This is a genomic window from Mesorhizobium sp. WSM1293 (genome assembly GCF_000513875.1).
Classification (GTDB): Bacteria; Pseudomonadota; Alphaproteobacteria; order Rhizobiales; family Rhizobiaceae; genus Mesorhizobium; species Mesorhizobium ciceri.
The window spans coordinates 214,522-239,122 of the sequence record NZ_AZUV01000009.1 but is presented as its reverse complement, the minus strand read 5'-3'; the positions used below and the strand labels follow the sequence as shown (position 1 = coordinate 239,122).

Annotated in this window: 23 protein-coding genes; 17 read left to right on the top strand and 6 right to left on the bottom strand. The window is 63.5% G+C overall.

The genetic code is table 11. From position 1 onward, the window contains the following. Nucleotides 1-164 precede the first annotated feature (164 nt). Genes M729_RS0112855 through M729_RS0112830 form a run of 6 tightly spaced genes read left to right on the top strand, consistent with a single transcriptional unit; the run spans nt 165 to nt 5,782 of the window. Nucleotides 165-1,808, top strand: a complete 1,644-nt coding sequence (locus M729_RS0112855) for an ABC transporter substrate-binding protein (protein WP_027161780.1) — start codon at nt 165-167, stop codon at nt 1,806-1,808. Nucleotides 1,809-1,826: 18 nt separating this feature from the next. Then, nucleotides 1,827-2,894 (top strand): ABC transporter permease, encoded by a 1,068-nt coding sequence (locus M729_RS0112850; RefSeq protein WP_024503440.1) that lies wholly within the window; start codon nt 1,827-1,829, stop codon nt 2,892-2,894. Beyond that, nucleotides 2,891-3,811 (top strand): nickel transporter permease, encoded by a 921-nt coding sequence (gene nikC / locus M729_RS0112845; RefSeq protein WP_013527924.1) that lies wholly within the window; start codon nt 2,891-2,893, stop codon nt 3,809-3,811. The genes M729_RS0112850 and nikC overlap by 4 nt, the downstream gene beginning before the upstream one ends. Further along, nucleotides 3,808-4,653, top strand: a complete 846-nt coding sequence (locus M729_RS0112840; RefSeq protein ID WP_027161779.1) for an ABC transporter ATP-binding protein — start codon at nt 3,808-3,810, stop codon at nt 4,651-4,653. Before nikC ends, M729_RS0112840 begins: the two co-directional genes overlap by 4 nt. Continuing rightward, complete coding sequence (locus M729_RS0112835) at nt 4,650-5,399, top strand: ABC transporter ATP-binding protein (protein ID WP_027161778.1); 750 nt, start codon at nt 4,650-4,652, stop codon at nt 5,397-5,399. The genes M729_RS0112840 and M729_RS0112835 overlap by 4 nt, the downstream gene beginning before the upstream one ends. Before the next feature lie 44 nt (nt 5,400-5,443). Continuing rightward, a complete protein-coding gene (locus M729_RS0112830) occupies nt 5,444-5,782 on the top strand; it encodes a hypothetical protein (RefSeq protein ID WP_156949286.1) in 339 nt (112 codons plus the stop codon). 12 nt (nt 5,783-5,794) lie between these two features. Here M729_RS0112830 and M729_RS0112825 read toward each other — a convergent pair whose 3' ends face one another. Genes M729_RS0112825 through M729_RS0112815 form a run of 3 tightly spaced genes read right to left on the bottom strand, consistent with a single transcriptional unit; the run spans nt 5,795 to nt 11,102 of the window. After that, entirely contained in the window at nt 5,795-8,890 is a 3,096-nt protein-coding gene (locus M729_RS0112825; RefSeq protein ID WP_027161776.1) for an efflux RND transporter permease subunit, read from the bottom strand. After that, nucleotides 8,887-9,966 carry an efflux RND transporter periplasmic adaptor subunit gene (locus M729_RS0112820; RefSeq protein WP_027161775.1) on the bottom strand — a complete coding sequence of 360 codons (1,080 nt, stop codon included), beginning with the start codon at nt 9,964-9,966 and terminating at the stop codon, nt 8,887-8,889. Before M729_RS0112820 ends, M729_RS0112825 begins: the two co-directional genes overlap by 4 nt. Continuing rightward, nucleotides 9,963-11,102, bottom strand: a complete 1,140-nt coding sequence (locus tag M729_RS0112815) for an efflux RND transporter periplasmic adaptor subunit (RefSeq protein WP_027161774.1) — start codon at nt 11,100-11,102, stop codon at nt 9,963-9,965. The genes M729_RS0112820 and M729_RS0112815 overlap by 4 nt, the downstream gene beginning before the upstream one ends. Before the next feature lie 244 nt (nt 11,103-11,346). On the opposite strand from M729_RS0112815, the gene M729_RS0112810 reads away from it, so the two are divergent. After that, nucleotides 11,347-12,624, top strand: coding sequence for a 4-aminobutyrate--2-oxoglutarate transaminase (locus M729_RS0112810; protein ID WP_023811424.1), 1,278 nt, complete (start codon nt 11,347-11,349; stop codon nt 12,622-12,624). A gap of 49 nt (nt 12,625-12,673) precedes the next feature. Here the strand turns inward: M729_RS0112810 and M729_RS1000000137105 are convergent, their stop codons facing one another. The 3 genes from M729_RS1000000137105 to M729_RS0112800 are packed head-to-tail and all read right to left on the bottom strand — an operon-like array spanning nt 12,674 to nt 14,527. Further along, nucleotides 12,674-13,000 carry a type II toxin-antitoxin system RelE/ParE family toxin gene (locus tag M729_RS1000000137105; protein ID WP_084652612.1) on the bottom strand — a complete coding sequence of 109 codons (327 nt, stop codon included), beginning with the start codon at nt 12,998-13,000 and terminating at the stop codon, nt 12,674-12,676. A 5-nt stretch (nt 13,001-13,005) separates the two neighbouring features. Next, a complete protein-coding gene (locus M729_RS0112805; RefSeq protein ID WP_027061046.1) occupies nt 13,006-13,236 on the bottom strand; it encodes a type II toxin-antitoxin system ParD family antitoxin in 231 nt (76 codons plus the stop codon). Between the two features lie 37 nt (nt 13,237-13,273). After that, nucleotides 13,274-14,527, bottom strand: a complete 1,254-nt coding sequence (locus M729_RS0112800) for an FAD-dependent oxidoreductase (RefSeq protein ID WP_027161773.1) — start codon at nt 14,525-14,527, stop codon at nt 13,274-13,276. Nucleotides 14,528-14,960: 433 nt separating this feature from the next. On the opposite strand from M729_RS0112800, the gene M729_RS0112795 reads away from it, so the two are divergent. The 10 genes from M729_RS0112795 to miaB all read left to right on the top strand — a co-directional run bounded on the left by M729_RS0112795 (nt 14,961) and on the right by miaB (nt 24,582). Then, nucleotides 14,961-16,250, top strand: coding sequence for an imelysin family protein (locus tag M729_RS0112795; RefSeq protein WP_013527916.1), 1,290 nt, complete (start codon nt 14,961-14,963; stop codon nt 16,248-16,250). 112 nt (nt 16,251-16,362) lie between these two features. Further along, nucleotides 16,363-16,674 carry a (2Fe-2S)-binding protein gene (locus M729_RS0112790; RefSeq protein WP_013527915.1) on the top strand — a complete coding sequence of 104 codons (312 nt, stop codon included), beginning with the start codon at nt 16,363-16,365 and terminating at the stop codon, nt 16,672-16,674. Then, entirely contained in the window at nt 16,640-17,125 is a 486-nt protein-coding gene (gene bfr / locus M729_RS0112785; RefSeq protein WP_013527914.1) for a bacterioferritin, read from the top strand. Before M729_RS0112790 ends, bfr begins: the two co-directional genes overlap by 35 nt. A 12-nt stretch (nt 17,126-17,137) precedes the next feature. Continuing rightward, a complete protein-coding gene (locus M729_RS0112780; protein WP_027161772.1) occupies nt 17,138-18,739 on the top strand; it encodes a di-heme oxidoredictase family protein in 1,602 nt (533 codons plus the stop codon). After that, on the top strand, nt 18,739-19,818 hold the full coding sequence (locus M729_RS0112775) for an imelysin family protein (protein ID WP_027161771.1): 1,080 nt from the start codon (nt 18,739-18,741) through the stop codon (nt 19,816-19,818). Before M729_RS0112780 ends, M729_RS0112775 begins: the two co-directional genes overlap by 1 nt. A gap of 1 nt (nt 19,819) precedes the next feature. Further along, nucleotides 19,820-20,926: a DUF1513 domain-containing protein gene (locus tag M729_RS0112770; RefSeq protein ID WP_027161770.1), complete on the top strand. Its 1,107-nt coding sequence runs from the start codon at nt 19,820-19,822 to the stop codon at nt 20,924-20,926. Nucleotides 20,927-21,020: 94 nt separating this feature from the next. Then, the gene (gene tsaB, locus M729_RS0112765; protein WP_027161769.1) at nt 21,021-21,698 is read left to right on the top strand and encodes a tRNA (adenosine(37)-N6)-threonylcarbamoyltransferase complex dimerization subunit type 1 TsaB; all 678 of its coding nucleotides are present in this window, start codon (nt 21,021-21,023) and stop codon (nt 21,696-21,698) included. Between the two features lie 83 nt (nt 21,699-21,781). Further along, nucleotides 21,782-22,276: a ribosomal protein S18-alanine N-acetyltransferase gene (gene rimI / locus M729_RS0112760; protein ID WP_024503455.1), complete on the top strand. Its 495-nt coding sequence runs from the start codon at nt 21,782-21,784 to the stop codon at nt 22,274-22,276. Nucleotides 22,277-22,297: 21 nt separating this feature from the next. Further along, on the top strand, nt 22,298-23,098 hold the full coding sequence (locus M729_RS0112755) for a 1-acyl-sn-glycerol-3-phosphate acyltransferase (RefSeq protein WP_027161768.1): 801 nt from the start codon (nt 22,298-22,300) through the stop codon (nt 23,096-23,098). A gap of 74 nt (nt 23,099-23,172) precedes the next feature. Then, nucleotides 23,173-24,582 carry a tRNA (N6-isopentenyl adenosine(37)-C2)-methylthiotransferase MiaB gene (gene miaB / locus M729_RS0112750; protein WP_027161767.1) on the top strand — a complete coding sequence of 470 codons (1,410 nt, stop codon included), beginning with the start codon at nt 23,173-23,175 and terminating at the stop codon, nt 24,580-24,582. Nucleotides 24,583-24,601: the final 19 nt, after the last annotated feature.

The window sequence follows — 24,601 nt, the reverse complement described above, 5'->3', positions numbered from 1 at the left end:
AAATGCTCGTTGCCCGCCACGGGGCCGCCGGATATGGTGTTGACCAACTGGACAAAAACCACGACGGTAAGTGGGCAGAGGGGCCGTCTCCAGGCCCCGAAAAAATTCCGCAACCCTGAGCCGGGAACTCAGGTCAACAAACAACAAAACAGGGAACAATCACAATGATGATGGAAAAGTTTGCTCTACGCTCTCGCTTCCTGCTCGCGGGTGCCGCCATGTCGGCGCTGCTTCTGGCCGGCGCGCCCGCCGGTGCGGTCACGCCCGCCGACACGCTGGTCGAAGGTTTCGCGATCGACGACATCATCTCCATGGATCCGGGCGAGGCGTTCGAGCTGTCGACCGCCGAGGTCACCGGCAACACCTATGATCTGCTTGTCCGTCTCGACCTCAGCGACACCTCCAAGGTCAAGGGCGACCTTGCCGAAAGCTGGACCGTCTCCGATGACGGCCTGACCTACACGTTCAAGCTCAAGCCCGGCCTGAAATTCGCTTCCGGCAATCCGATCACGGCGTCCGATGTCGCCTGGTCGTTCGAGCGCGTCATCAAGCTCGACAAGAGCCCGGCCTTCATCATCGGCCAGTTTGGCATCAGCGGTGACAACGTCACCGAAAAAGCCAAGGCTGTCGACGACGGCACCTTCCAGTTCACCGTCGACAAGGCCTATGCGCCGAGTTTCGTGCTGAACTGCCTGTCGGCAACGGTCGCTTCGGTGGTCGACGCCAAGCTGGTCAAGGAACATGTCGCTTCGGTCACGCCGAGCGCCGACTACAAATGGGACAATGACTTCGGCAATGCCTGGCTGAAGACCGGCTATGCCGGCTCCGGCGTCTTCAAGCTGCGCGAATGGCGGGCCAACGAAGCCGTCGTTCTCGAGCGCAACGACAATTACTACGGCGAAAAAGCCAAGCTTGCCCGCGTCATTTATCGCAACATGAAGGAAAGCTCGGGCCAGCGCCTGGCGCTCGAGGCTGGCGACATCGACGTTGCCCGCAATCTCGAACCGAACGACCTCGACGCCATCGCCAAGAACGCCGACCTCACCACCACCAGCGCGCCCAAGGGCACGGTCTATTACATCAGCCTCAACCAGAAGAACGCCAACCTCGCCAAGCCGGAGGTGCGCCAGGCGTTCAAGTATCTGGTCGACTATGATGCCTTGAGCTCCACCATCCTCAAGGGCATCGGCGAAATCCATCAGACCTTCCTGCCCAAGGGCGTGCTCGGCGAATTGGATGAGAATCCGTTCAAGCTCGATGTCGCCAAGGCCAAGGAATTGCTGGCCAAGGCCGGTCTGCCCGACGGCTTCAGCGTAACCATGGACGTACGCACCGGCCAGCCGACGACCGGGATGGCGGAATCGATCCAGCAGACGCTCGGACAGGCCGGCATCAAGCTCGAGATCATCCCGGGCGACGGCAAGCAGACGCTCACCAAATACCGCGCCCGCAACCACGACATCTATATCGGCCAATGGGGCCAGGATTATTTCGACCCGAACTCCAACGCCCAGACCTTTGCCTCGAACCCGGACAATTCGGATGGGGCCAAGACCAAGACGCTGGCCTGGCGCAACGCCTGGGACATTCCGGACCTGACCAAGCAGACGGAAGCGGCACTGCTCGAGAAGGATGCCGGCAAGCGCGCCGACATGTACAAGGATCTCGAGAAGAAAATCCTCGACACCAGCCCCTTCGTCGTCATCCACCAGCAGCTGGAAGTGGCCGGCCTGCGCAAGAACCTCAAGGGCTTTGCGCTCGGCCCGAGCTTCGACACCAACTTCGTCGGACCGGTGTCCAAGGAATAGTGCTCGCGGACACGCCGCATGAGCGCGGTTGAAAAAGAAGTGGCGGCGGGGCGCGGCAGCGCCCGCGCCGTCGCTATTGCATCATCGCTTGGCCGTTTCCTGGTCATTGCGATCACGACCTATCTTGGTCTGCTCGCGGTCACCTTCTTCATCGGCCGCGTCATTCCGATCGACCCGGTGCTGGCGGTGCTCGGCGACCGGGCGCCGGCCAATGTGGTTGAGCGCACGCGCCGCGAGATGGGTCTCGATTTGCCGTTGATCGAGCAGTTCTACATCTATGTGAAGAATGCGCTGAACGGCAATTTCGGCGTCTCCGTGCTGACCACCAATCCGGTCATGACCGACATTCGCCGGGCGCTTCCGGCCACGACGGAACTGGCGACCCTCGGAACGCTGATCGGCGCGTTGTTCGGCGTGCCGCTCGGTGTGCTGGCCGCGGTCAGGCGCGGCAGCCTCATCGACCAGATCGTGCGCGTCATCGGCCTGATCGGTTATTCCGTGCCGATCTTCTGGCTGGGGCTGCTTGGGCTGGTGCTGTTTTACGCCAAGCTGCAATGGGTTGCCTTCCCGGCGAGGCTCGACGTCGTCTACGAATACACCTTTACGCCGATCACCGGCTTCTATCTCCTCGACTCCGCAATGCAGGGGCAGTGGGACGTTTTTTACGACGCCTTCCGCCACATCATCCTGCCGGCCTCGCTGCTCGGCTATTTCTCGCTCGCCTATATCAGCCGCATGACGCGCTCGTTCATGCTCAACGAATTGTCGCAGGAATATATCGTCGCGGCGCGCGCCAAGGGCCTGTCGGAAACCCGCATCATCTGGGGCCACGCGCTGCGCAACGCAGCGGTGCCGATGGTGACGGTGATCGCGCTGTCCTATGCCGGACTGCTGGAAGGTTCGGTGCTGACCGAGACCGTCTTCTCATGGCCGGGCATCGGCCTTTACATCACCAATTCGCTGCAGAACGCCGACATGAATGCGGTGCTCGGCGGCACCATCGTCATCGGCTCGGTGTTCATCGCCATCAACCTTCTCTCCGACCTGCTGTATCGTGTGCTCGATCCGAGGACGAAGTCCGCATGAGCGTCGACACCATCCAGAGCCGTCGCGACTGGCTGCTCAGCGAGCGGCCGGCCTCGCGCATGCAGGCAAGGCTCGGCCGCGCCTATGTGGCGTGGCGGCGCTTTTCCGCCAACCGGTTGGCGTTTCTGGGCCTGCTCATCATCATTGCCCTGCTGGTCGTTGCCGCCCTTGCAGGCGTGCTGGCACCTTATTCGCCAACGTTCGGCGACCTGAAGAACGCGCGCCTGCTGGCGCCGAGCGCCGAGCACTGGTTCGGCACCGACGATCTCGGCCGCGATATCCTGTCGCGCATCCTCTACGGCTCGCGCTGGACGCTTTACGTGGTCATCCTGGTTGCCATCATCGCCGCACCCATCGGCCTTCTGGTCGGCACCGTTGCAGGCTATGCCGGTGGCTGGACCGATGCCATCCTGATGCGCATCACCGACATCTTCCTCGCCTTTCCCAAGCTGATCCTGGCGCTGGCCTTCGTCGCAGCACTTGGCCCCGGCATCGAGAATGCAGTGCTGGCCATCGCCATCACCTCATGGCCGCCCTACGCCCGCATCGCGCGGGCAGAGACGCTGACGGTGCGCAATTCCGACTACATCAAGGCGGTGCAACTGATGGGCGCTTCGCCCTTCCGCATCGTGCTGCGCCATATCATGCCGCTTTGCATTTCGTCCCTGATCGTCAGGGTGACGCTCGACATGGCCGGCATCATCCTGACCGCCGCCGGGCTCGGTTTCCTCGGCCTCGGCGCGCAGCCGCCGCTGCCCGAATGGGGCACGATGATCGCGTCCGGCCGCCGCTTCGTGCTCGATCAATGGTGGGTGGCCGGTGCGCCGGGCTTCGCCATCCTCATCGTCAGCCTCGGCTTCAACCTGCTTGGCGACGGCCTGCGCGACGCGCTCGATCCGCGGAGTGGCGACCAATGAGCGGAGAAACGAAAACGCTTCTCGACGTAGACGACCTGCGCGTCACCTTCCCGACCCGCACCGGGCTGATCGAGGCGGTGCGCGGCGTTTCCTTTTCGCTCGGCCGCGAACGGCTCGGCATCGTCGGCGAATCCGGCTCGGGAAAATCGCAGACCGGCCGCGCCATCATGGGCCTGACGCCACCGCAGGCGCGGATATCGGCCAACAAGCTCGCCTTCGACGGCATCGACCTGCTCACCGTCTCGCCACGCGAACGCCGGGCGCTGCGCGGCAAGCGCATCGCCATGATCCTGCAGGATCCCAAATATTCGCTCGACCCGGTGATGAGCATCGGTCGCCAGATCGTCGAGACGTTGCGCACCCATGAAAAGGTCGGCAAGGCGGAGGCACGCGACCGTGCGCTGGCCATGCTGGAGGCGGTGCAGATCCGTGATCCCTCTCGCGTCTTCAATTTGCATCCGCATGAAGTTTCGGGCGGCATGGGCCAGCGCGCCATGATCGCCATGATGCTGATCGCCGGTCCGGAAATGATGATCGCCGACGAGCCGACCTCGGCGCTCGACGTCACCGTGCAGCTCGATGTGCTCGGCATCCTCGACCGGCTGGTCAGTGAGCGCGGCATGGGGCTGATCTTCATCTCGCACGATCTGCGCCTGGTCTCGTCCTTCTGCGACCGCGTCATCGTCATGTATGCCGGCAAGGTGGTCGAGCAGCTCACGGCGTCCGAACTCGGCCAGGCCCAGCACCCCTACACGCGCGGCCTGCTCAATTGCATGCCCAAGATCGGTGCCGACCGCCACCCGCTGCCGGTGCTCGACCGCAAGCCGGAGTGGGCGGCATGACTTCCGCGATTGCCGTCGACAGGCTGGAAGTGATCTTCGACCGTTTTCGCGCACTGAAGGGCGTCAGCCTCGACGTGCAGCCGGGCGAATCCTTCGGCCTGGTCGGTGAATCCGGCTCCGGCAAATCGACGCTGCTGCGGGCCATCGCCGGCCTTGCACCGGTCGCTTCGGGCGGCATCGCCGTCAACGGCAAGACGCTCGGCGCACGCCGCGACAAGGCCTTCTACCGTGAAGTGCAGATGGTCTTCCAGGATCCGTACGGGTCGCTGCACCCGCGCCAGACCGTCGACCGTCTGCTGCAGGAGCCGCTTGCCATCCATGGCTTTGCCGACGGCGAAAAGCGTATCCAGCGGGCGCTGGACGAAGTCGGCCTCGGCAACGGTTTTCGGTTTCGCTATTCGCACCAGCTCTCCGGCGGCCAGCGCCAGCGCGTGGCGATCGCGCGTGCACTCATTCTGGAACCGTCGATCCTGCTGCTCGACGAGCCGACCTCGGCGCTCGATGCCTCGGTGCAGGCGGAAGTGCTCAACCTGCTGGAAGAGGTACGCAAGCGGCGCAAGCTGACCTTCCTGATGGTCAGCCACGACCTCGCCATCATCACCCATATGTGCGAGCGGCTGATGGTGATGCAAAGCGGCGAGGCGGTGGAGAATCTGGCGGCGGCTGAACTTGTCGAACGCCGCGTGACCAAGGATTATACGCGCAATCTTTTGCGGGCCAGCGATGGGTTTGTGAGAACCGCCTGAATTCGTTTTCTCTTTGCGCCGAACAACCATCTTGGGGACTGCCCGTGGAGGAATGGAAATTTGCGGATCCGCCCAATCTCGCGGTGTTGTCGGACAAGAGCCTATTTAAACGTGGCGACTGGATCGCATACGTTGTGCATGAAGATGACGACGACGACAGCTACAACGACGAAGGTGGCAGTTGGCAATTCTACAGTAGCGACATTCGAGATGGGGATGAACGCGAGATAATGCTCGTAGGCCTGCAAGAGGTGGTTCAACTGGATGAAACCATCCTGGAGTTGGCCGATTTGCCGAAAGGTTGGCGTGCTTGGCGCGCCTCGAAATCGTCGCCATGGCGGCGCGCCAAGTCACGCCCCGTACCCTCCAACGACAACGAGTGACCCGCCAAAGCCTTAAGTCTGGGCTTGCACCGGTTCGCCGCTCTCCACGGGTGGCTCTTCCTGGGCTTTCGGCTCCTTGATCCTGAACCACGTCACATAAAGCGCCGGCAGGAACAGCAACGTAATCGCCGTGCCGGCAATGATGCCGCCCATCATGGCATAGGCCATCGGGCCCCAGAACACTTCACGTGCGATCGGGATCAGCGCCAGGCTGGCGGCGGCGGCCGTCAGCGCGATCGGGCGCATCCTGTGTTCCGTCGCTTCGATGACAGCGGCCCAGCGGTCCTTGCCTTCCCGGACGAGATCCTCGATCTGCACGATCAGGATGACCGAATTGCGGATCAGGATGCCGATCAGCGCCAGCACGCCGAGGATGGCGACGAAGCCCAGCGGCGCTCCGCTCGGCACCAGGGCCGCCACCACGCCGATCAGGCCGAGCGGCGCCACCGCCACGACCAGGAACAGGCGCTGGAAGCTCTGCAACTGCACCATCAGGATCGTTGCCATGACGAACAGCATCAACGGCACGACGGCGGCGATCGGTCCCTGACTTTTGGCACTCTCCTCGACCGAGCCGGCGGTGGCGATCGAATAGCCCGGCGGCAGCTTGGCGGTGAAGGCATCGACCGATGGCTTCAGTTCGTTGACGACCGTGGCCGGCAGCACGTCGCCGACCAGCCCGGCGCGCACGGTGATGGTCGGGATGCGATCGCGTCGCCACACCGTCGGTTGCTCCAGATCGTAGCGGAAGTTGGCGACCGCCGCGAGCGGGATCGCCTCGCCGGTGCTGGTCGGCAACTGCATGTTCTGCAACGTCTCGATCGAGCCGCGTTCGGCCCCGCGGGAGCGGGCCACGACATTGATCAGGTAAGTGGCGTCGCGCACCTGCGTGATGGTGGCGCCGCCGACCGTACTGTTCAGCGCGCTGGCGATGTCGGAGGAGGTGATGCCGAGCTGGCGTGCCTTGTCCTGCAGCACGTCGACCCTCAGCACGCGCTGCGGCTCGTTCCAGTCGAAGGTCGGCGCGGCGAGCTTTGGATTGGCGGAGATGACACCGGCGAATTGCTGCGCCAGTTCGCGCACCGTCTGGATGTCGGGACCGCCGACGCGGTATTGCACGGGGCGGCCGACCGGCGGTCCGAGTTCGAGCGGCTTGACGAAGGCGTCGGTGCCGACGAACTCCTCGCGCAGCAGCTTTTCCAGCGCCGGCTTGACCCGGTTGCGGGCCTCGATGCTCTTGGTGACGATGACGGTCTGGCCGAAATAGGGGTTGGCCGGCTGCACGTCATAGGCGAGCACGAAACGCACCGCGCCCTGGCCGATATAGGACGAGAAATGGTCGATGTCGGGATTGCCGACCAGTGCCCGCTGCTCGAACCGCTCCATCTGGTCGCGCGTGTCGGCGATCGAAGAATTCTGCGGCAGGTTCCAGTCGACGATCAACTCCGGCCGGTCCGATGGCGGGAAGAACTGCTGCTGCACCAGGCCGAAGCCGGCGATCGAGCCGGCAAACAACAACACGGTGGCGATGATGGTCAGCCAGTGATGGCGCACCGAGCCGACAAGCACGCGCCGGAACAGCGAGGTGAAGCGGCCCGGCTGGTCGTGATGCTTGGTTTTCATCGTCGCCGGCAGGATGGTGACGCCGAGCAGTGGCGCAAACAGCACCGCCACGATCCATGACACCAGCAGCGAAACGGCGATGACCACGAACAGGGTGAAGGTATATTCGCCGGCGGCGCTGTTGTTGAGGCCGATCGGGATGAAGCCGGCGACAGTTACCAGCGTACCGGTCAGCATCGGAAAGGCGGTCGATGTGTAGACATAGGTCGCCGCCTTGCGCAGATTGTCGCCGACCTCAAGCCGCGCCACCATCATCTCGACCGCGATCATCGCGTCGTCGACCAGAAGGCCGAGCGCGATGATCAGCGCACCCAGGGAAATACGCTGCAGCGAAATGCCGAGATAGGCCATGACCGTGAAGGTGATGGCCAGCACCAGCGGGATCGACAGCGCCACGACGAAGCCGGCGCGCATGCCGAGACTGATGAACGACACGGCGAGCACGATGGCGACCGCCTCGAACAGCGCACGCGTAAAGCCCGAGACGGCCTCCTCGACGATGACCGGCTGGTCGGCGACCAGATGCACGCCGACACCGACCGGCAGGTCGGCCAGCACCTTGTCCATCTCCTTGTGCAGCGCCTCGCCGAATTCGAGCAGGTTGGCGTTGGGTTTCATGCCGATGGCGAGCCCGATCGCGTCCTGGCCGTTGAAACGGAACAGTGCCGTCGGCGGATCGACATAGCCGCGTGTGATCGTCGCCACGTCGCTCAGGCGGAAGAACCGGTCGTTGACGCGCAGATTGATGGCGCGCAGGCTTTCCTCGGAGGTGAACTGCCCGCCGACACGCACGCTGATGCGCTCCGGCCCGGACTGGATGACGCCGGACGGCGTGATCGCGTTCTGCGCCTGCAGGCTGGCGACGATCGCTTGCTGGTTGAGGCCGAGGGCGGCGATCTGGCGGGTTGAGAATTCGAGATAGATCGCTTCGTCCTGGGCGCCGACCAGGTCGACCTTGCCGGCGTTGGGCACGGTCAGGATCTTTGTTCTGGCATCCTCGACATAGTCGCGCAACTGGCGCGGCGTCAGCCCGTCCGATGTGAAGGCGTAGATGTTGCCATAGACGTCGCCGAAGCGGTCGTTGAAGAACGGTCCCTGCACACCCTGCGGAAACTGCGCCCCGATGTCATTGACCATGTTGCGCACCTGAATCCAGTTCGGCACGACATCGCGTGCCTTGGTGGTGTCCTTCAGGTTGACGAAGATGACGGTCTGGCCGGCCGTGGTGACGGACTTGGTGTAGTCGAGGCTGTCGAGTTCCTCGAGTTTCTTCTCGATGCGGTCGGTCACCTGCTGCACGGTTTCCTTGACCGAGGCGCCCGGCCAGTTGGCCTGGATGATCATCGTCTTGATGGTGAAGTTGGGATCTTCTTCACGGCCGAGATTGAGGTAGGAGAACACGCCAGCCACGACGAAGACCAGCATGAAATACCAGACCATGGAGCGGTGGTTGAGCGCCCAGTCGGAGAGATTGAAGCCTTTCATGAGGCCCCTCCCTCGGGCGCTGTCACCTTCTGGCCTTCGCTCAGGCTGTGGACGCCCGCCGTGACAACACGCATGCCGGCCTCCAGCCCCTCTGTCACCGTGAAGGTGCCGCCATTCTTCGACGCGACCTTTATGTCGCGTGCGTTCACGCTCGATGTCTGCGGGTCGACGATCCACACTTTCGCGGAACCGTTCTTTTCGAACAGCGCCGACATGGGCAGTTCGATCGTCGGTGCCACCTTGGTCACGCGGGTCGCCGTCACCGTCGAGCCGAGCCGGAAGGCCTGTGGCGGATCCGTGAGCGTCAGCCTGACGCGCCGGGTGCGGGTCGAGCCCTCGGATTGCGGTGCGATCTCGCGCAGCTTAGCCCCGGTCTGGATCGTCGGCAGCGACTGCAGGATGACCTGGAAGGGCGTGCCGGCCGCGAGATCACCGGTCAATTGGTCGGGAATGTCGACCACCGCCTCGCGCAGGTCCGAGCGCGCCACGGTGACGACGGTCTGGCCGGGCGAGACCGTCTGGCCAACTTCGGCGCCGACAGCGGTGACGACACCGTCGAAATCAGAGAACAGCCTGGCATAGCCGAGCTGTTCCTGCGATTTGGCAAGCGAGGCCTTAGCCCGCTCGACACCTGCCTCCGCAGCTTTGCGCGCCTGCTGCGCGGCGTCGAAGACAGCTTGCGTGGCGTTGGCCGAGGCGAGTAACTGGCGCTGCCGTTCCTCGCTGGCGGCGGCGTTGGCGAACTGCGCCTCGGCATTGGACAGTTCCGCCTTGGCCGCCTGGAGCGACAACTCCAGCGCGGTCGGATCGAGTGCCGCTATCGTCGTGCCCTTGCTGACGATGTCGCCGACCTGGACGTCGCGCGAGACGACCCGGCCAAGCAGACGGAAGGCCAGATCGGCGCTGACCTGCGGTTCGACGGATCCGGCAAAACCGAAGACTTGCGTGGTGCGCGGCTCGATCACCATCGACAGCACCGGCCGGATGATCTCGGGCGGCTTTTCCTCCGACCTGGAGCAGGATGCCAGCGCGCCAAGCATGAGCACGCCGAGCAGGACGCGCGGCGCCCGGCTCATTGGCCCGCTCCTGATATCTCGATCGTCTGTCCAGGGCTGAGCAGCTGTCCTCCAGCGGTGACGACGCTCTGGCCTTCGTCCAGCCCCCTGGCGATCACGACCGTGCCCGAATTGAACGCCAGCACTTCGACCGGCGCCATCGTCACCGCCTTGGTCGAGGGATCGACGATCCAGACCGCCGGCTTGCCGCCGCTGGACGTCAGCGCCTGCCAAGGCAGCAGGATCGCCTTCGCCGGCTTGGCGCTTACCGAGCCGATGACGGCTGCTCCCAGCGGCATGCCGGCGGGCGTGTCGGGAATGGCGACCTTGACCCGGATCGAGCCCGAAGCCGGGTCGACCGCAGGCGAGATTTCGCGGACCTTGCCCGTTGCCCTGACCTGCGGACCGGACAACAGCGTGATCGTCACCGCAGGCGATGCCGGTGTCTTGGCGATCAGCGTCTCCTGCACGTTGAACACCGCGTCGCGGTCGCCGTCCTCGGCGACGGTGAAGACGGTTTGCGCGGCTTGCACCACTTGGCCGGTTTCGACTTGGCGGGCGGTGATCACGCCGGCGGCACCGGCCTTGAGCTCGGTGAAGGACAGGTTTTGCTGGGCGTTGGAGAAAGCGCTCTGCGCGGCTTCGACGCTGCCTTGTGCCACCTTCAGGGCCTGGTCCGCGGCGTCATAGTCGCGCCTGGTGGTGAAGCCCTGCGCCAGCAGCGTCTTCTGCCGCTCGAAGGCGGCAACGGACTGGGTCAGTTGCGCCTTGGCTGCATCAAGATCGGCCTGCGCCGAGCGCAGGTCGGATTCCTGCTCCTGCGGGTCGATGCGGGCGAGCACCGTGCCTTGATCGACATGCTGGCCGACATCGACAAACCGTTCGGCGACGCGACCGCCGACCCGGAACGACAGATTGTTCAGCGTACGCGCCGCGATCACCCCGGTCAGCGAAGTCCTTGGCGCATAGTCGGCCATCGCCACCGTTTCGGTGCGCACCATGATCTGCAGTTTCTTGTCCGCCGCTTCCTGCTTCTGACAGCCGGCCAGAAGCAGCGCCGCCGTGCAGGCGAAAAGCGCCGGGGCGGCTGGAAAAGACAAAAGACCGGGAGCTTTGACCGATGGCTGCGAGACGGGCGAAGTCACGTTCCTGCTCATGGGCTCTCCCGGCCGCGGGCCGCTCGCTGATCGCGGTGCCTCGCGGCCATCCAGAGGATAGTCGATCCCCGGGAAAAGGAAACCGGTCTCGTACGTGTATCGCCCGACTGGCTAAGCGCCGGGATCTGCCCACCGCAGGCCCAATCGCCTGCCGGTGGTGCCGACTTGAGGAAAACGTGAAATAAGGTCAGAAGACATCTCAACGGCATCAAACAGGACGGGCGCCGGCCCGGTGAGGGATACGATGAAGAATTCAGCCATTTCCGAACGCAAGAACCAATCGATTTCCCGCGGCGTCGGCATGACCACGCAGATTTATGCCGACCGGGCTGAAAATTCGGAAATCTGGGATGTCGAGGGGCGTCGCTATATCGATTTCTCGTCGGGCATCGCCGTCGTCAACACCGGGCATCGCCATCCCAGGGTGATCGAGGCGGTCAAGGCACAGCTCGACCGCTTCACCCACACCTGCCACCAGGTGGTGCCCTATGAGAGCTATGTGCGCCTGGCCGAACGGCTGAACGGCATGCTGCCCGGCAAGTTCGAGAAGAAGACGATCTTCGTCACCACCGGGGCCGAGGCGGTAGAGAACGCCATCAAGATCGCCCGCAATGCCACCGGCCGTCAGGCGGTCATCGCCTTTGCCGGCGGCTTCCATGGCCGCACCTTCATGGGCATGGCACTGACCGGCAAGGTCGTGCCTTACAAGGTCGGCTTCGGCGCCATGCCGGGCGATGTCTATCATGCGCCGTTCCCTGTGCCGCTGCACGGTGTCTCGGTCGCCGACTCGCTGGCCGCGCTCGACCGGCTGTTCAAGGCCGATGTCGATCCGGCCCGCGTCGCCGCCATCATCATCGAGCCGGTTCAGGGCGAGGGCGGCTTCTACGACGCGCCGCGTGACTTCCTGGTTGCGCTGCGCAAGCTTTGCGACCAGCACGGCATGCTGCTGATCGCCGACGAAGTGCAGACCGGCTTTGCCCGCACCGGCAAGATGTTTGCGATGGATCACCATGAGGTGGCCGCCGACATCACCACCATGGCCAAGAGCCTGGCCGGCGGTTTCCCGCTGGCGGCGGTCACCGGCCGCGCCGAAATCATGGATGCACCCGGCCCCGGCGGGCTCGGCGGCACCTATGGCGGCAGCCCGATCGGCGTTGCCGCCGCGCACGCCGTGCTCGACGTCATCGAGGACGAAAACCTGTGCGACCGCGCCAACACGCTGGGCGCAAGGCTGAAGCAGCGGCTGCAGTCGATCCGTGACGACGTGCCCGAGATCGTCGACATCAGAGGCCTCGGCTTCATGAACGCGGTCGAGTTCAACGACGTCAAGAAGGGCCTGCCGTCGGCCGAGATCGCCAATGCGATCCGGCTGAAGGCGCTCGACAAGGGCCTGATCCTGCTGACCTGCGGCGTCTACGGCAACGTCATCCGCTTCCTGGCGCCGATCACCATCCAGGACGAAGTCATGAATGAAGCACTCGACATTCTGGAAAGCTCGATCCGCGAAGTCTGCGCCGCCTGAAAGAGCAGCGCCACTTCGCCTAAGGACCTACCTCAAAGCGAACCTGTCGTCAGGAGCTTGGATTCTGTAGCCAGGCGGGAATGTCCCGCTTGGCATGCAGTACTCGCCACACATCAATATGGTCGGGCTGCTCAAGATAGAAAATCAGATATGGATAGCGCTTGAGTTGCACACTCCGCAGACCAGGCAATCCAATTTCGTAGCCATACCTTAGAGAGCCGGATGCTGGATGGCTGCCTATCAGTTTGTAGGCATTTTGAAGGTCCTCGACATAGCCCAACGCCGTATGCGAACCAACTTCGCGTGCATAATAATCAACGGCGTCCTCGATATCCCGCAGAGCGAGGTTTCGAGGGGTAATTGCCTTTGTGGCCACTTAATTTATTGGCCCTGCGCTCGTTTTCGCAGCGCGGCGAAATAGTCATCGTCTACGGGAGCGCCCGGCGCGGATGATGCGCCTTCGAGGAGCAAACCGCGCAGAAGTTGACGATCCTGATCGTGGCGGATCAATTCACGCACATACTCGCTGCTCGTACCATAGCCGCGATCCGTCACTTGCTGATCGACAAAATGCTTCAGGCTGTCGGGCAGTGAGATATTCATGGTGCTCATTCAGACATTTTATTGCGTATGGCAAAAATTGGCAACTCTACGCGCTGGCCTTGGCTGGCTCCATGTTCTGAAACGCAGCCAGTGCCGCTTTCAGCCCCTCGGGGCCAGCGGCCACCGTCTGCGGCGTCGGCGAGAAGCCGGCGCCCAACATCTTGCGGCCAAGCATATGGTCGCCCGGACGGTTGACCGATTCGATGCCGAGCAGCCGCTCGCCGGCGTAGTGGTAGATCGAGAATTTGTTGTCGGGCAGGTCGCCCAGCACGACATGGCTGTCGCCGCCGGCGGTCAGGCCGACCATCTGCAGCTTCATGTCGCCGATGTCGGACCAGAACCATGGCACCGCAGAATAGGCGTCGGCATGGCCTGATATCGTGCGCGCGGCAAGCCGCGCCTGGTCGGTGGCATTCTGCACCGATTCCAGCCGCACGTCGCCGCCGGTGAACCAGTGACGGTAAGAGGCAGCATCGCCAATAGCGAGAATCTCCGGCACCGAAGTCCGCATCTGGTGATCGACGCGGATGCCGTTGGCGATGCCGAGGCCAGCTTCCTGTGCCAGTTCGACATTCGGCACGGCACCAATGCCGACAATGACCATGCGCGCCGGCAGTCTTTCGCCTGACGAGGTGATCGCGGCCACGACATGACCGTTTTCGCCTTCGAGCCCGGCGATCGAGGTGCCGGTGAGGATGCGCACGCCCGTCGCTTCCAGCCGTTGCCGGACGTGGCTCGCCACCACCGGCGCCACGGCGCGGCCGAGCAGCCGGTCCACCGCCTCGACCACTGTCACCGTGCGGCCGGCGGCCCGCAACGTGGCTGCGATCTCCAGCCCGATGAAACCGCCGCCGAGGATGACGACTTCGTCGGTTTGCGCGCTGAGGTCGCGGATCAGCCGCGCATCGGCCAGCGAGCGCAGCGACAGCACCCCGGACAGATCGGCACCGGGCAGCGGCAGCGTGCGCGGGCGCGAGCCTGTCGCCAGGATCAGGTGGTCGAAGGCAAGCGCACCACCGCCGGCAATATCCAAACTGCGGCGTCCGGCATCGATGCGATCGATCCTGACGCCAGGCCGGTAGTCGATGGCGCTGCCGGTGTAAAAGGCCTCGCCGCGCAAGGGTTGTGGCTTGGCCTCGGCATCCTTGATGAAGGTCTTCGACAGCGGCGGCTTGTGGTAGGGCAGTTCGTCCTCATCTCCGACGAGGATCACCGGCCCGTCATAACCGTCCTCGCGCAGACTTGCGGCCGCTTGCACGCCCGCATGACCCGCGCCGACAATGACCACACCGTTCTTCATCGCACTCAATCCCGATTCTACCCTAGGATGTTCCGCCAGATGGCAATTGTCTGGCACCGCTGCAAGCGAGCTTTTGCGGGTCGCATCCGGGATGGCGGCTGTCAATCGCACAGTTCAGCGGCAAGACCGGTGCAGGAAAATGCATAAAGTTGACAGTCGCAGTTTAGAATAATTCTAAACTGTTGTTTCGATTGACTTTTCTTGCGGATTGTCATTGACATCCGACGGTGTCGCAGCTTTATGGAAGCTCGCGCGTCAGCGCATCCCTTTAATGTCTGGGCCTTGAACCCTTTCGATTGGAGGCATTTTGGTGTCTTTCTTCCGCGAACCGCGCGATGGCGCGGCATCTCTTGCGCCCAATGGCCCGCAGATGGCCTGGCGCCGGTTGCTGCGCGCGCCGTTTACAGAATTTCCGAGAAACTGGAGAGTGATCATGACAGCACGATATGGCAGCAGGCTTGCGGCGATCGGCGCCACTGCCCTGCTGACGGCGGCGGTATTCGTGTTGCCGGCAAAGGCGGAAACAGATGTAAAGGCGGTCATCAAGACCTATTCCGACATCGCGCTCGCGAAATACGAGGATTCGCTGACCACCGCGCAAGCGCTCGACAAGGCGGTCGACGCGCTGCTCGCCACGCCATCGGTGGAAACCCTCAACGCTGCCCGTGACGCCTGGAAGGCATCGCGCGTTCCCTACCAGCAGACCGAAGTCTACCGCTTCGGCAACAAGATCGTCGACGACTGGGAAGGCAAGGTGAATTCCTGGCCGCTGGATGAAGGCTTGATCGACTATGTCGCCAAGAGCTACGGCACCGAATCGGACGCGAACGCGCTCTACACGGCCAATGTGATCGCCAACAAGGAGATCGAGATCAACGGCAAGAAGGTCGATGCATCGAAGCTTTCGCCGGAATTCCTCTCCGGCACGCTGCAGGGAGCCGGCGGCATCGAGGCCAATGTCGCCACCGGCTATCACGCCATCGAATTCCTGCTCTGGGGCCAGGACCTGCATGGCACCGGCCCGGGTGCCGGCGAGCGCCCCTACACCGACTACGACCTCAAGAACTGCACCGGCGGTAATTGCGACCGCCGCGCCGAGTATCTGAAATCGGCCAGCGACCTTCTGGTTTCGGATCTTCAGGAGATGGTCGGCAACTGGAAGGAAGACGGCGCCGCCCGCAAGGCTCTTGTCGATGGCGAGCCGAGCACGGCGATCTCGACGATCTTCACCGGCATGGGCTCGCTGTCCTACGGCGAACTGGCCGGCGAGCGCATGAAGCTCGGCCTACTGCTGCATGATCCGGAAGAGGAGCACGATTGCTTCTCCGACAACACCTACAATTCGCATCTCTACGACGCCATCGGCATTCGCGCGGCCTATCATGCGAGCTACACGCGTCTCGACGGCACCATCGTTTCGGGTCCTTCGGTGGCCGATATGGTGAAGGCGGCCGACCCGGCGATCGACAAGGAACTGTCTGACAAGCTCGATGTTTCGGTCGCCAAGATGGAGGCGATCAAGGCGCGTGCACTGGCCGGCGAGGCCTATGACCAGCAGATCGCCGAGGGCAACATTGAGGGCAATGCCACCGTCCAGGCGGCGATCGATGCGCTGATCGATCAGACCAAGTCGATTGAGCGCGCCGTCGGCTCCCTGAAGCTCAGCACCATCGCCTTCGAAGGGTCCGACAGCCTCGACGCGCCGGACAAGGTGTTCAAGTAAGGGGTAAACGACGGAGACTGGCCCGGAGCCGGACAACCGGCTTTGCAACGGCCTCCGCCAGAAGATCAAGCCACACGGCGCGGGAGACGCCGTCAGCCAGCCGAGCAAGCCAATGCTGATTTGTCATTGCAACATCATCACCGAGAAGGAGATCGAGCAGACGATCGTCGGGCTGCTGGACCAGGATCCCTGGCAGTTGATCGTGCCGGCGAAAATCTATCATGCAATGCAAAAGCGCGGTCGCTGTTGCGGCTGCTTCCCAAATGTGGTGGAAACGATCATTCGGGTCACCGAAAACTACCACGCTCGCTCGGAGGCGAGCGGCGTGGATGTCGTTTCACACCTGGATCGCGTCAGAGGCCTGCGCATCCAATACGGGAGCAGAATTCATGAAAGGCGATCCGCAGATCATCGAGCGGCTTAACGAGGCCCTTTTTCTGGAGCTTGGCGCCGTCAATCAGTACTGGGTGCATTTCCGTCTGCTTGAGGACTGGGGATACGCCAAGCTGGCAAAGAAGGAGCGGGCGGAATCGATCGAGGAGATGCACCATGCCGACAAGCTCGTCGCCCGCATCATCTTCCTCGAAGGCCATCCGAACCTGCAGTCCGTGGCGCCGCTGCGCATCGGGCAGAACGTCAAGGAAGTGCTCGAATCCGACCTTGCCGGAGAATATGACGCACGTACCGCCTACAAGCGTTCGCGCGAAATCTGCAACGACGCCGGCGACTACGTGACGATGAAGCTGTTCGAGGAATTGCTGGCCGACGAGGAGGGTCACATCGACTTTCTTGAGACGCAGCTCGACCTGCTTGCCTCGATTGGCGAGGAGAAATACGGCCAGCTCAACGCCGCATCGGCAGACGAGGCGGAGTAAGGGCATGCGGGAATGCGGCGCCTGCTAGAATTCGTGCGCCGCTCGCGGCGGGCCAATGGCTCGCCGCCCCCTGAGAAGACGCCAGCCGGATTGGCGCGTCGGCGCTGTGTCATGCTCGTGTTGGCGCTTACCTCTTCGGCGATGGCGGGTGATCTTCAGCCGGCCGGCTTCGCCACCACGCGCACCGACCTCAATGCGAAGGATCAGGCGCGCGTCATTGCCGTCACCAGGCCGACCACGGATTTTTCCAGGCCAGAGCCGTTCGAATTGATGCAAGGTGGCGCCGGCACGTCCCGAAAGGACGTCAGCCGCGATTCCTTCTCGCAATCCTCGGCCAACATCACCTTCGAGGAAGAGGGCGACTTCAAGCTCGGCAATGCCCTTTTCCGCAAGAACTGGGTCTCGTCGCCATCCTCGACGCAAGCGTCGGACGGGCTCGGCCCGCTGTTCAACGAACGTGCCTGCCAGAACTGTCATCTGAAGGATGGCCGCGGCCGCCCGCCGCAAGGCGACCCCGGCACCACGTCGATGTTCCTGCGGCTGGCCCGCGACGCCAGCAGCGTGGAAGAGAAGGCGGCGCTTGCCGACCATGAGGTGCTCAACTTCCCCGACCCGGTCTACGGCAGGCAATTGCAGGAGCTCGCCGTACCCGGCCTGCCCGGTGAAGGCAGGATGCATATCGATTACCAGGAACGTAAGGTGGAGCTGACGGACGGCTCTGTGATCTCCTTGCGCAAACCGAGCTATTCGGTTGACGGCCTTGGCTACGGGCCGCTTGACCCGCGCACCACGCTGTCGCCGCGGCTCACACCGCCGATGATCGGCCTGGGCCTGATCGAACAGATCGCGCCGTCTGATATTCTCGCCCAAGCCGATCCGGACGACAGGGACGGCGACGGCATTTCCGGCAGGCCGAACATCGTGCGCGATAGCCTGAACGGGGAACTGACGCTCGGCCGCTTCGGCTGGAAGGCGCAGACCGCGTCGATCCGCCAGCAGGCGGCGGATGCCTTTGCCGGCGACATCGGCATCTCGACGCTCGAAGAGCCGAGGCATTGGGGCGATTGCACTGCTGCGGAGGCAAAATGCCTCGCCATGCCGAACGGCGTGCAGCAGCGTCTTGGCCCGGTCGAGGCGCCGCCGCCGGTGATGGATCTCGTCACCTTCTATTCGCAGAACCTGGCCGTGCCGTCGCGCCGGGACCTCGACCGGCCGGACGTGCTCGCGGGCAAAAAGACATTCTACGAGATCGGCTGCATTGCCTGCCATACGCCGAAATTCGTCACGCGCCGCGATACGCCCAATAAGGCGCAGGCCTTCCAGTTGATCTGGCCCTATTCCGACTTCCTGCTGCACGACATGGGGCCTGATCTGGCCGATGGCCAGGCCGTGGGCGATGCGACGGGCAATGAGTGGCGCACGCCGCCGCTGTGGGGCATCGGCCTGACCGAGACAGTCAACGGCAATTCCTTCTTTCTGCATGACGGGCGCGCGCGCAGCCTGGCTGAGGCGATCCTGTGGCATGGCGGCGAGGCGCAGAAAGCGCGCGACCGTTTTGCCGCCGCTAACGCGACCGAGCGTGACGCATTGCTCAAATTCCTGGAGTCACTGTGATGTTCAAGCGTTCTGCATTGTTTTTCGCTCTTCCGCTGGCCCTGCTGGGCGTTGTCCCTGCGTCGGCGGCGGTCAAAGCCTCCGACATCATCCAGCGGGCGATCGATGGCTTCGTCCGCCCGGCCTATGCCGGCCTGCACGAGCATGCGGAAGCCTTGACCGGATCCATGCGCAAGCTGTGCGTCACGCCCTCGCAAGGAGAGCTCGATGCCGCACGCGCCGAATTCTCCGCCACCGTCTATGCCTGGTCGTCAGCCGAAATCATCGGCTTCGGGCCGATCAAGGAGAACAACCGGCTGGAACGCATGCTGTTCTGGCCGGATCGCAAGAGCATTGGCCTGAAGCAGGTGCAGGCGGCGCTGTCGGCGAAGGATCCAACCGCCACAGATCCGGCACAGCTGGCCGGCAAGAGCGTCGCCATGCAGGGGCTGGGCGCGCTGGAGTTCGTACTTTACGGCGACGGCGCCGATGCACTGGCCGGCAAGGATGATCCCTACCGCTGCGCCTATGGCACTGCTGTTGCCGGCAACATCGAAACCATGGCCGGCGAGGTCAGCGCCGCCTGGAACAAACCGGACGGCTTTGCAGCGATTTGGGCCAATCCGGGGCCGCAGAATGCGCTCTACCGCGACGGCAACGAAGCGGTGACGGAACTGGTCGGCGTCTTCATCAATGAGCTGGAAATGGTGCGCGACGTGCGCCTGAAAGGGTTTTTCGGCGGCAAGCCGGACGCGGACAAGCCGAAACAAGCGATCTATTGGCGCTCGCAAAACACCACCGCGTCACTGGCCGGCAATCTCTCCGGCATCGATACGCTGTTCCAGGCCTCGAAACTTGGCGACGCCCTGCCGGCCGATGCGCGCTGGATGGCCGAATCGATCCACATCCAGTTGGTCAACGGTGTCGCCACCGCCAAGGCCGTCAGCGGTCCAATCGACAAGGCGCTTGCCGATCCGGCATTGCGCGACAAGCTCGAGCATTTCGCGCTGATCACCTCCAGCCTGTCGACCCTGATCGGGACCAGGTTGACCGCTGAATTCGGCCTGACCGCAGGCTTCTCCTCGCTGGATGGGGACTGAATTGAAAACCCCGCTGATAGATCGCCGCGATTTCCTGAGAGCTGCAGGCGTTGGCTTCATGGCCGCGATGGCGCCATCGGCCTGGGCAACGACGCTTTCGGCCGACGCCGTCTTCGCCACCGCTTTCGTCAAACGCGACGGCAGCTTTGGCGCTGCCGTCCTGTCCGAGGCCGGCAAAGTCCTGCATGCGATCGATCTGCCCGATCGCGGCCACGATGTCACCTTCGATCCCATATCGAAACGCTCGGTGGTCTTCGCGCGCCAGCCCGGCACCTTCGCCGTGGTTTTCGACCATTCGGGCCGTGATGCGCCGCTGACCATCGCCAGCACCGCCGGCCGGCATTTCTTCGGCCATGGCGTGTTTTCGGCCGACGGTGCGCTGCTCTATGCCACCGAAAACGACTTCGACAACGCCGCCGGCGTCGTCGGCGTCTACGATGCGCGGGCGAAATTCAGCCGTGTCGGCGAGTTCCCGACCTATGGAATGGGTCCGCACGAGCTTCTGCTCCTGGGCGATGGCAGGACGATTGCGGTAGCAAATGGCGGCATCGAGACCCATCCGGATTACGGCCGCGCCGAGCTCAACATTGCGACCATGAAGCCGTCCTACGTGCTGATAGACCGCGCCACCGGCGACCTTATCGAGAAGCACGAATTGCCGGCCGCACTGCATCAGCTGTCTATCCGCCACATGGACACAGATCCATCCGGAACCGTCTGGTTCGGCTGCCAGTACCGGGGGCCGGGCACCGATCGTCCGTTGCTGGTCGGTCGCGCCACGCGCGGCAAGGATCTGCAACTGCTCGACATGCCGCAGGACGTTTTGTCCGGCTTCCGCAACTACATAGGCTCGGTCGCCGCCAATCCAGCTGCCGGCACGGTCGCGGTCTCCTCGCCGGAAGGCAACTCGCTTGTCGTGCTCGATTCGGCCAGCGGCCGGGTCGTCGCGAACAGCGCGCTGGTCGAGGTCTGCGGCGTGGCACCTGACGGAACCGGCTTCATGGCCACCACCGGCGCTGGCGAGATCGTCGAGGGCAGTGGTGCGACACGCTCCGAACCGGACTATGTCTGGGACAACCACATGCTGCGCATCGAGCAGGCCGCATAGGCCACAAGCGAAGCCGCTTAACGAATTATGCACTATCCCCTTGCGGTGGCGGGCCGTGGCGGGCACAGGGAATTGTTTTCGAACCGGTTGCTTCATGAAATTGCTTGCCATCGACTGTGCCGCCAACCTCTGCGCCGCTAGCGTCTATGACGCGACGGCGAAGCGGGAGCTCGGCCGCTCGGTGCTCGATCTCGGCAAGGGCCATGCCGAGCAGCTGATGGCGGTCATCGCCGAAGCGCTGGAGGCAGGCGCAACCGACTATGCAGGTCTTGGCGCCATTGCCGTGTCTGTCGGCCCCGGTTCCTTCACCGGTCTGCGGGTCGGCGTCTCGACCGCGCGTGGCCTGGCGCTGGCGCTGAAGATACCGGCAATCGGAGTGACGACACTGGAGGCGCTGGCTGCCGAAGCAGCGACGGCATTTCCCGGTCGCACCGTGCTGGCGGCGCTGGATGCCGGCCGTGAGGAGATCCACGCGGCCTTTTACGACGAAAGGTTAGTCTTGACTTACGGTCCGGCCGTGGCCACGCTGGCCGACGTGGTGGCAATGGCGATGGAAACGTCTCCGGTGCTTGCCGGCACCGCTGCAGCGCTCATCAGCGCATCGGCCGGGCGCGAATTCGATGTCGGCCCTCGGACGGCCACCGCCGACATTGTCACCTACGCCCGCCTGGCTGCCGCCAAGGGCGCGGGCGAACGGCCGAAACCACTCTATCTGCGCGGCGCCGACGCCAAGCCGCAGGCCGGGTTCATTCTTTCAAGGATCAGACCATGATCCCGAAAAGTGGAAGCCGGTTTTCACGGACAACGGTTCCCGTTTGTCCAGAGATCATGGTCAAACAAGAAAACAAAAATTAGATGCGCATACCTTTTCTCCAACCACGCCGCCGGGACTATGCGCTCGAGCCGCTGAGGATCGCCGACAGTCCGGCGGTCTCGCTGCTGCACCGCGAGGACTTTGTCCGCCCCTGGACCGATGGCGAATTCGCGGCCCTGCTCGAACAGGACACTGTGTTCGGCTATGCCGCGCGCGAAACCGGACAGGGCTCCAAGCCGCCCGTCGGCTTCGTGCTGGCGCGGCTTGCGGCAGGCGAGGGCGAGATCCTGACCGTCGCGGTGGCGCGATCGCATCGCCGGCAGGGGTTGGGCTGGCAATTGATGGACGCGGTGCTGCGCGAACTGCACGCGCAGCGCGCCGAAGCGCTGTTCCTCGAGGTCGACGAGACCAATGTCGCGGCGATCGCGCTTTATCGCCGGCTGGGCTTCCGCGAGGTCGGCAAGCGGCCGAATTACTACAGGTCGGCCGAACACGGACCGACCGGCGCGCTTGTCATGCGCCGCGATCTTCGCTAGCGAGACGGCCGGGATGGGGCGATGATCAAGAAAATCAGGATTTTCCTGGCGCTGGGCCTCGTTGTCGCCGGTTCGCTGGTCCTCGTGCCGTTACAGATACTGTCGATGAAGACCGGCTGGTGGCCGGAAACCTTCATCCTCAAGATCTGGCACAGGCTGATCATCAGGGCGCTCGGCATGCGCATCCATGTCAAGGGGACGCTGTCCAACAAGCGCCCGCTGCTGGTTGCGTCCAATCACATCTCCTGGACCGACATCATGGTGCTCGGCTCTTTTGCCGACGTAAAATTCATCGCCAGGGCTGATATGGAAGGCTGGCCGCTGATCGGCATGCTTTCGAAGCTGCAGCGTACCGTGTTCATCGAGCGCGAGCGCAAGCGTTCGTCGAGCGACCAGGCAAGCGAGATTGCCAGCCGCATGGCCAAGGGCGATGCGATGGTGCTGTTTGCCGAGGGCTCGACCGGCGACGGCAATATGGTCCTGCCGTTCAAGAGCACGCTGTTCGGCGCCGCCTCGATGGCGATTTCGGAAGGCGCGGCGGAACAGGTGTTCATCCAGCCGGTGGCGATCGCCTATACGCGTCTGCACGGCGTGCCGCTCGGCCGCCGGCATCGCCCGCTTGCCGCATGGATCGGCGATGAGGATTTGATGCCGCATCTCAAGGTATTGCTGGCGGAGGGCGCGCTCGACGTCGAGGTGCATTTCGGCGAGGCAATCGCCTTTTCCAAGGGTTCGAACCGCAAGGAGACGTCGAAACTGATGGAAAGCCAGGTGCGTGAGATGATGCAGGCGGCGCTTGCCGACCCGCGGCCGAGCCGCTAGCCCCGGCATGCCCTTGCTGGCGTGGGCTGAGAATCGTCTGTTTTTTGTCACGGAAAGGCGTTAGAAGCCGCCTTATGGACTTGAACACGATAGAAAGCGACGACATCGGCACTTTGGCTGGACAGCCGGCAGTGCTTTCCACGGCAGCGAGAAAAGTCTTCATCAAGACCTATGGCTGCCAGATGAATGTCTATGATTCGCAGCGTATGGCCGATGCGCTGGCTGCCGACGGCTATTCCGCGACCGATGCCATTGGCGAGGCGGACCTGGTGCTGCTGAACACCTGTCATATCAGGGAGAAGGCGGCCGAAAAGGTCTATTCCGAGCTCGGCCGTATCCGCGACATGAAAGCCGAGCGTGCCCTGGCCGGCCGCGAGATGCTGGTCGGCGTCGCCGGCTGCGTGGCGCAGGCCGAAGGCGCCGAGATCATCCGCCGTTCGCCGGCCGTCGACCTGGTCATCGGCCCGCAGACTTATCACCGGCTCCCCGACGTGCTGGCGCGGGTGCGCGGCGGCGAAAAGATCGTCGAGACCGACTACGCCATCGAGGACAAGTTCGAGCATCTGCCGCAGCCCAAGCGCGCCGAGGTCATCAAGCGCGGCGTCACCGCCTTCCTCACCGTGCAGGAAGGCTGCGACAAGTTCTGCACCTTCTGCGTCGTGCCCTATACCAGAGGCTCCGAAGTTTCCCGGCCGGTGGCGCAGATTGTCGCGGAGGCTGAGCGCCTGGCTGAAGCCGGGGTGCGCGAAGTGACGCTGCTTGGCCAGAACGTCAATGCCTGGCATGGCCAGGGCGAGAACGGCCACGAGTGGGGCCTTGGCCGCCTGCTGTTCAGGCTGGCCGAAATCCCCGGGCTGGCGCGTCTGCGCTATACCACCAGCCACCCGCGCGACATGGATGACGAGCTGATAGCGGCCCATCGCGATCTGCCGTCGTTGATGCCCTATCTGCATCTGCCGGTGCAATCAGGCTCCGACCGCATCCTCAAGGCGATGAATCGCCGGCACACGGCGAGGGATTATCTGGCGCTGCTCGACCGTATCCGCACTGCCCGGCCTGACATCGCGCTTTCCGGCGACTTCATCGTCGGCTTCCCCGGCGAGACAGAAGCGGATTTCGAGGCGACCATGGAGCTGGTGCGTCAGGTGAATTACGCCTCGGCCTTCTCCTTCAAATATTCGCCGCGCCCCGGCACGCCAGGCGCCGAAATGGCCGATCATGTGCCGGAAACGGTCAAGGACGAGCGCCTGCAGCGGCTGCAGGCTCTGCTTGTGAAGCAGCAGCAGGACTTCGGCTTGAGCCTCGTCGGCAGCACCATCGACACGCTGATCGAGAAGCCCGGCCGTCAGGCCGGCCAGAAGGTAGGCCGCTCACCTTGGCTGCAGCCGGTTATTGTTGATGAAAAGGCCGGCGAAATCGGTGACATTATCCAGGTGCGAATCACGAAGACGGGCTACAACAGCCTGTTCGCCGAATTGGCCTGAGGGTCTCGGCAGATGAGGA

Coding starts and splice junctions, on each gene's coding strand:
- M729_RS0112855 (WP_027161780.1), top strand. CDS start 165: ATGATGATGGAAAAGTTTGCTCTACGCTCTCGCTTCCTGCTCGCGGGT.
- M729_RS0112850 (WP_024503440.1), top strand. CDS start 1,827: ATGAGCGCGGTTGAAAAAGAAGTGGCGGCGGGGCGCGGCAGCGCCCGC.
- nikC (WP_013527924.1), top strand. CDS start 2,891: ATGAGCGTCGACACCATCCAGAGCCGTCGCGACTGGCTGCTCAGCGAG.
- M729_RS0112840 (WP_027161779.1), top strand. CDS start 3,808: ATGAGCGGAGAAACGAAAACGCTTCTCGACGTAGACGACCTGCGCGTC.
- M729_RS0112835 (WP_027161778.1), top strand. CDS start 4,650: ATGACTTCCGCGATTGCCGTCGACAGGCTGGAAGTGATCTTCGACCGT.
- M729_RS0112825 (WP_027161776.1), bottom strand. CDS start 8,890: ATGAAAGGCTTCAATCTCTCCGACTGGGCGCTCAACCACCGCTCCATG.
- M729_RS0112820 (WP_027161775.1), bottom strand. CDS start 9,966: ATGAGCCGGGCGCCGCGCGTCCTGCTCGGCGTGCTCATGCTTGGCGCG.
- M729_RS0112815 (WP_027161774.1), bottom strand. CDS start 11,102: ATGAGCAGGAACGTGACTTCGCCCGTCTCGCAGCCATCGGTCAAAGCT.
- M729_RS0112810 (WP_023811424.1), top strand. CDS start 11,347: ATGAAGAATTCAGCCATTTCCGAACGCAAGAACCAATCGATTTCCCGC.
- M729_RS0112805 (WP_027061046.1), bottom strand. CDS start 13,236: ATGAGCACCATGAATATCTCACTGCCCGACAGCCTGAAGCATTTTGTC.
- M729_RS0112800 (WP_027161773.1), bottom strand. CDS start 14,527: ATGAAGAACGGTGTGGTCATTGTCGGCGCGGGTCATGCGGGCGTGCAA.
- M729_RS0112795 (WP_013527916.1), top strand. CDS start 14,961: ATGACAGCACGATATGGCAGCAGGCTTGCGGCGATCGGCGCCACTGCC.
- M729_RS0112790 (WP_013527915.1), top strand. CDS start 16,363: ATGCTGATTTGTCATTGCAACATCATCACCGAGAAGGAGATCGAGCAG.
- bfr (WP_013527914.1), top strand. CDS start 16,640: ATGAAAGGCGATCCGCAGATCATCGAGCGGCTTAACGAGGCCCTTTTT.
- M729_RS0112780 (WP_027161772.1), top strand. CDS start 17,138: ATGCGGCGCCTGCTAGAATTCGTGCGCCGCTCGCGGCGGGCCAATGGC.
- M729_RS0112775 (WP_027161771.1), top strand. CDS start 18,739: ATGTTCAAGCGTTCTGCATTGTTTTTCGCTCTTCCGCTGGCCCTGCTG.
- tsaB (WP_027161769.1), top strand. CDS start 21,021: ATGAAATTGCTTGCCATCGACTGTGCCGCCAACCTCTGCGCCGCTAGC.
- rimI (WP_024503455.1), top strand. CDS start 21,782: ATGCGCATACCTTTTCTCCAACCACGCCGCCGGGACTATGCGCTCGAG.
- M729_RS0112755 (WP_027161768.1), top strand. CDS start 22,298: ATGATCAAGAAAATCAGGATTTTCCTGGCGCTGGGCCTCGTTGTCGCC.
- miaB (WP_027161767.1), top strand. CDS start 23,173: ATGGACTTGAACACGATAGAAAGCGACGACATCGGCACTTTGGCTGGA.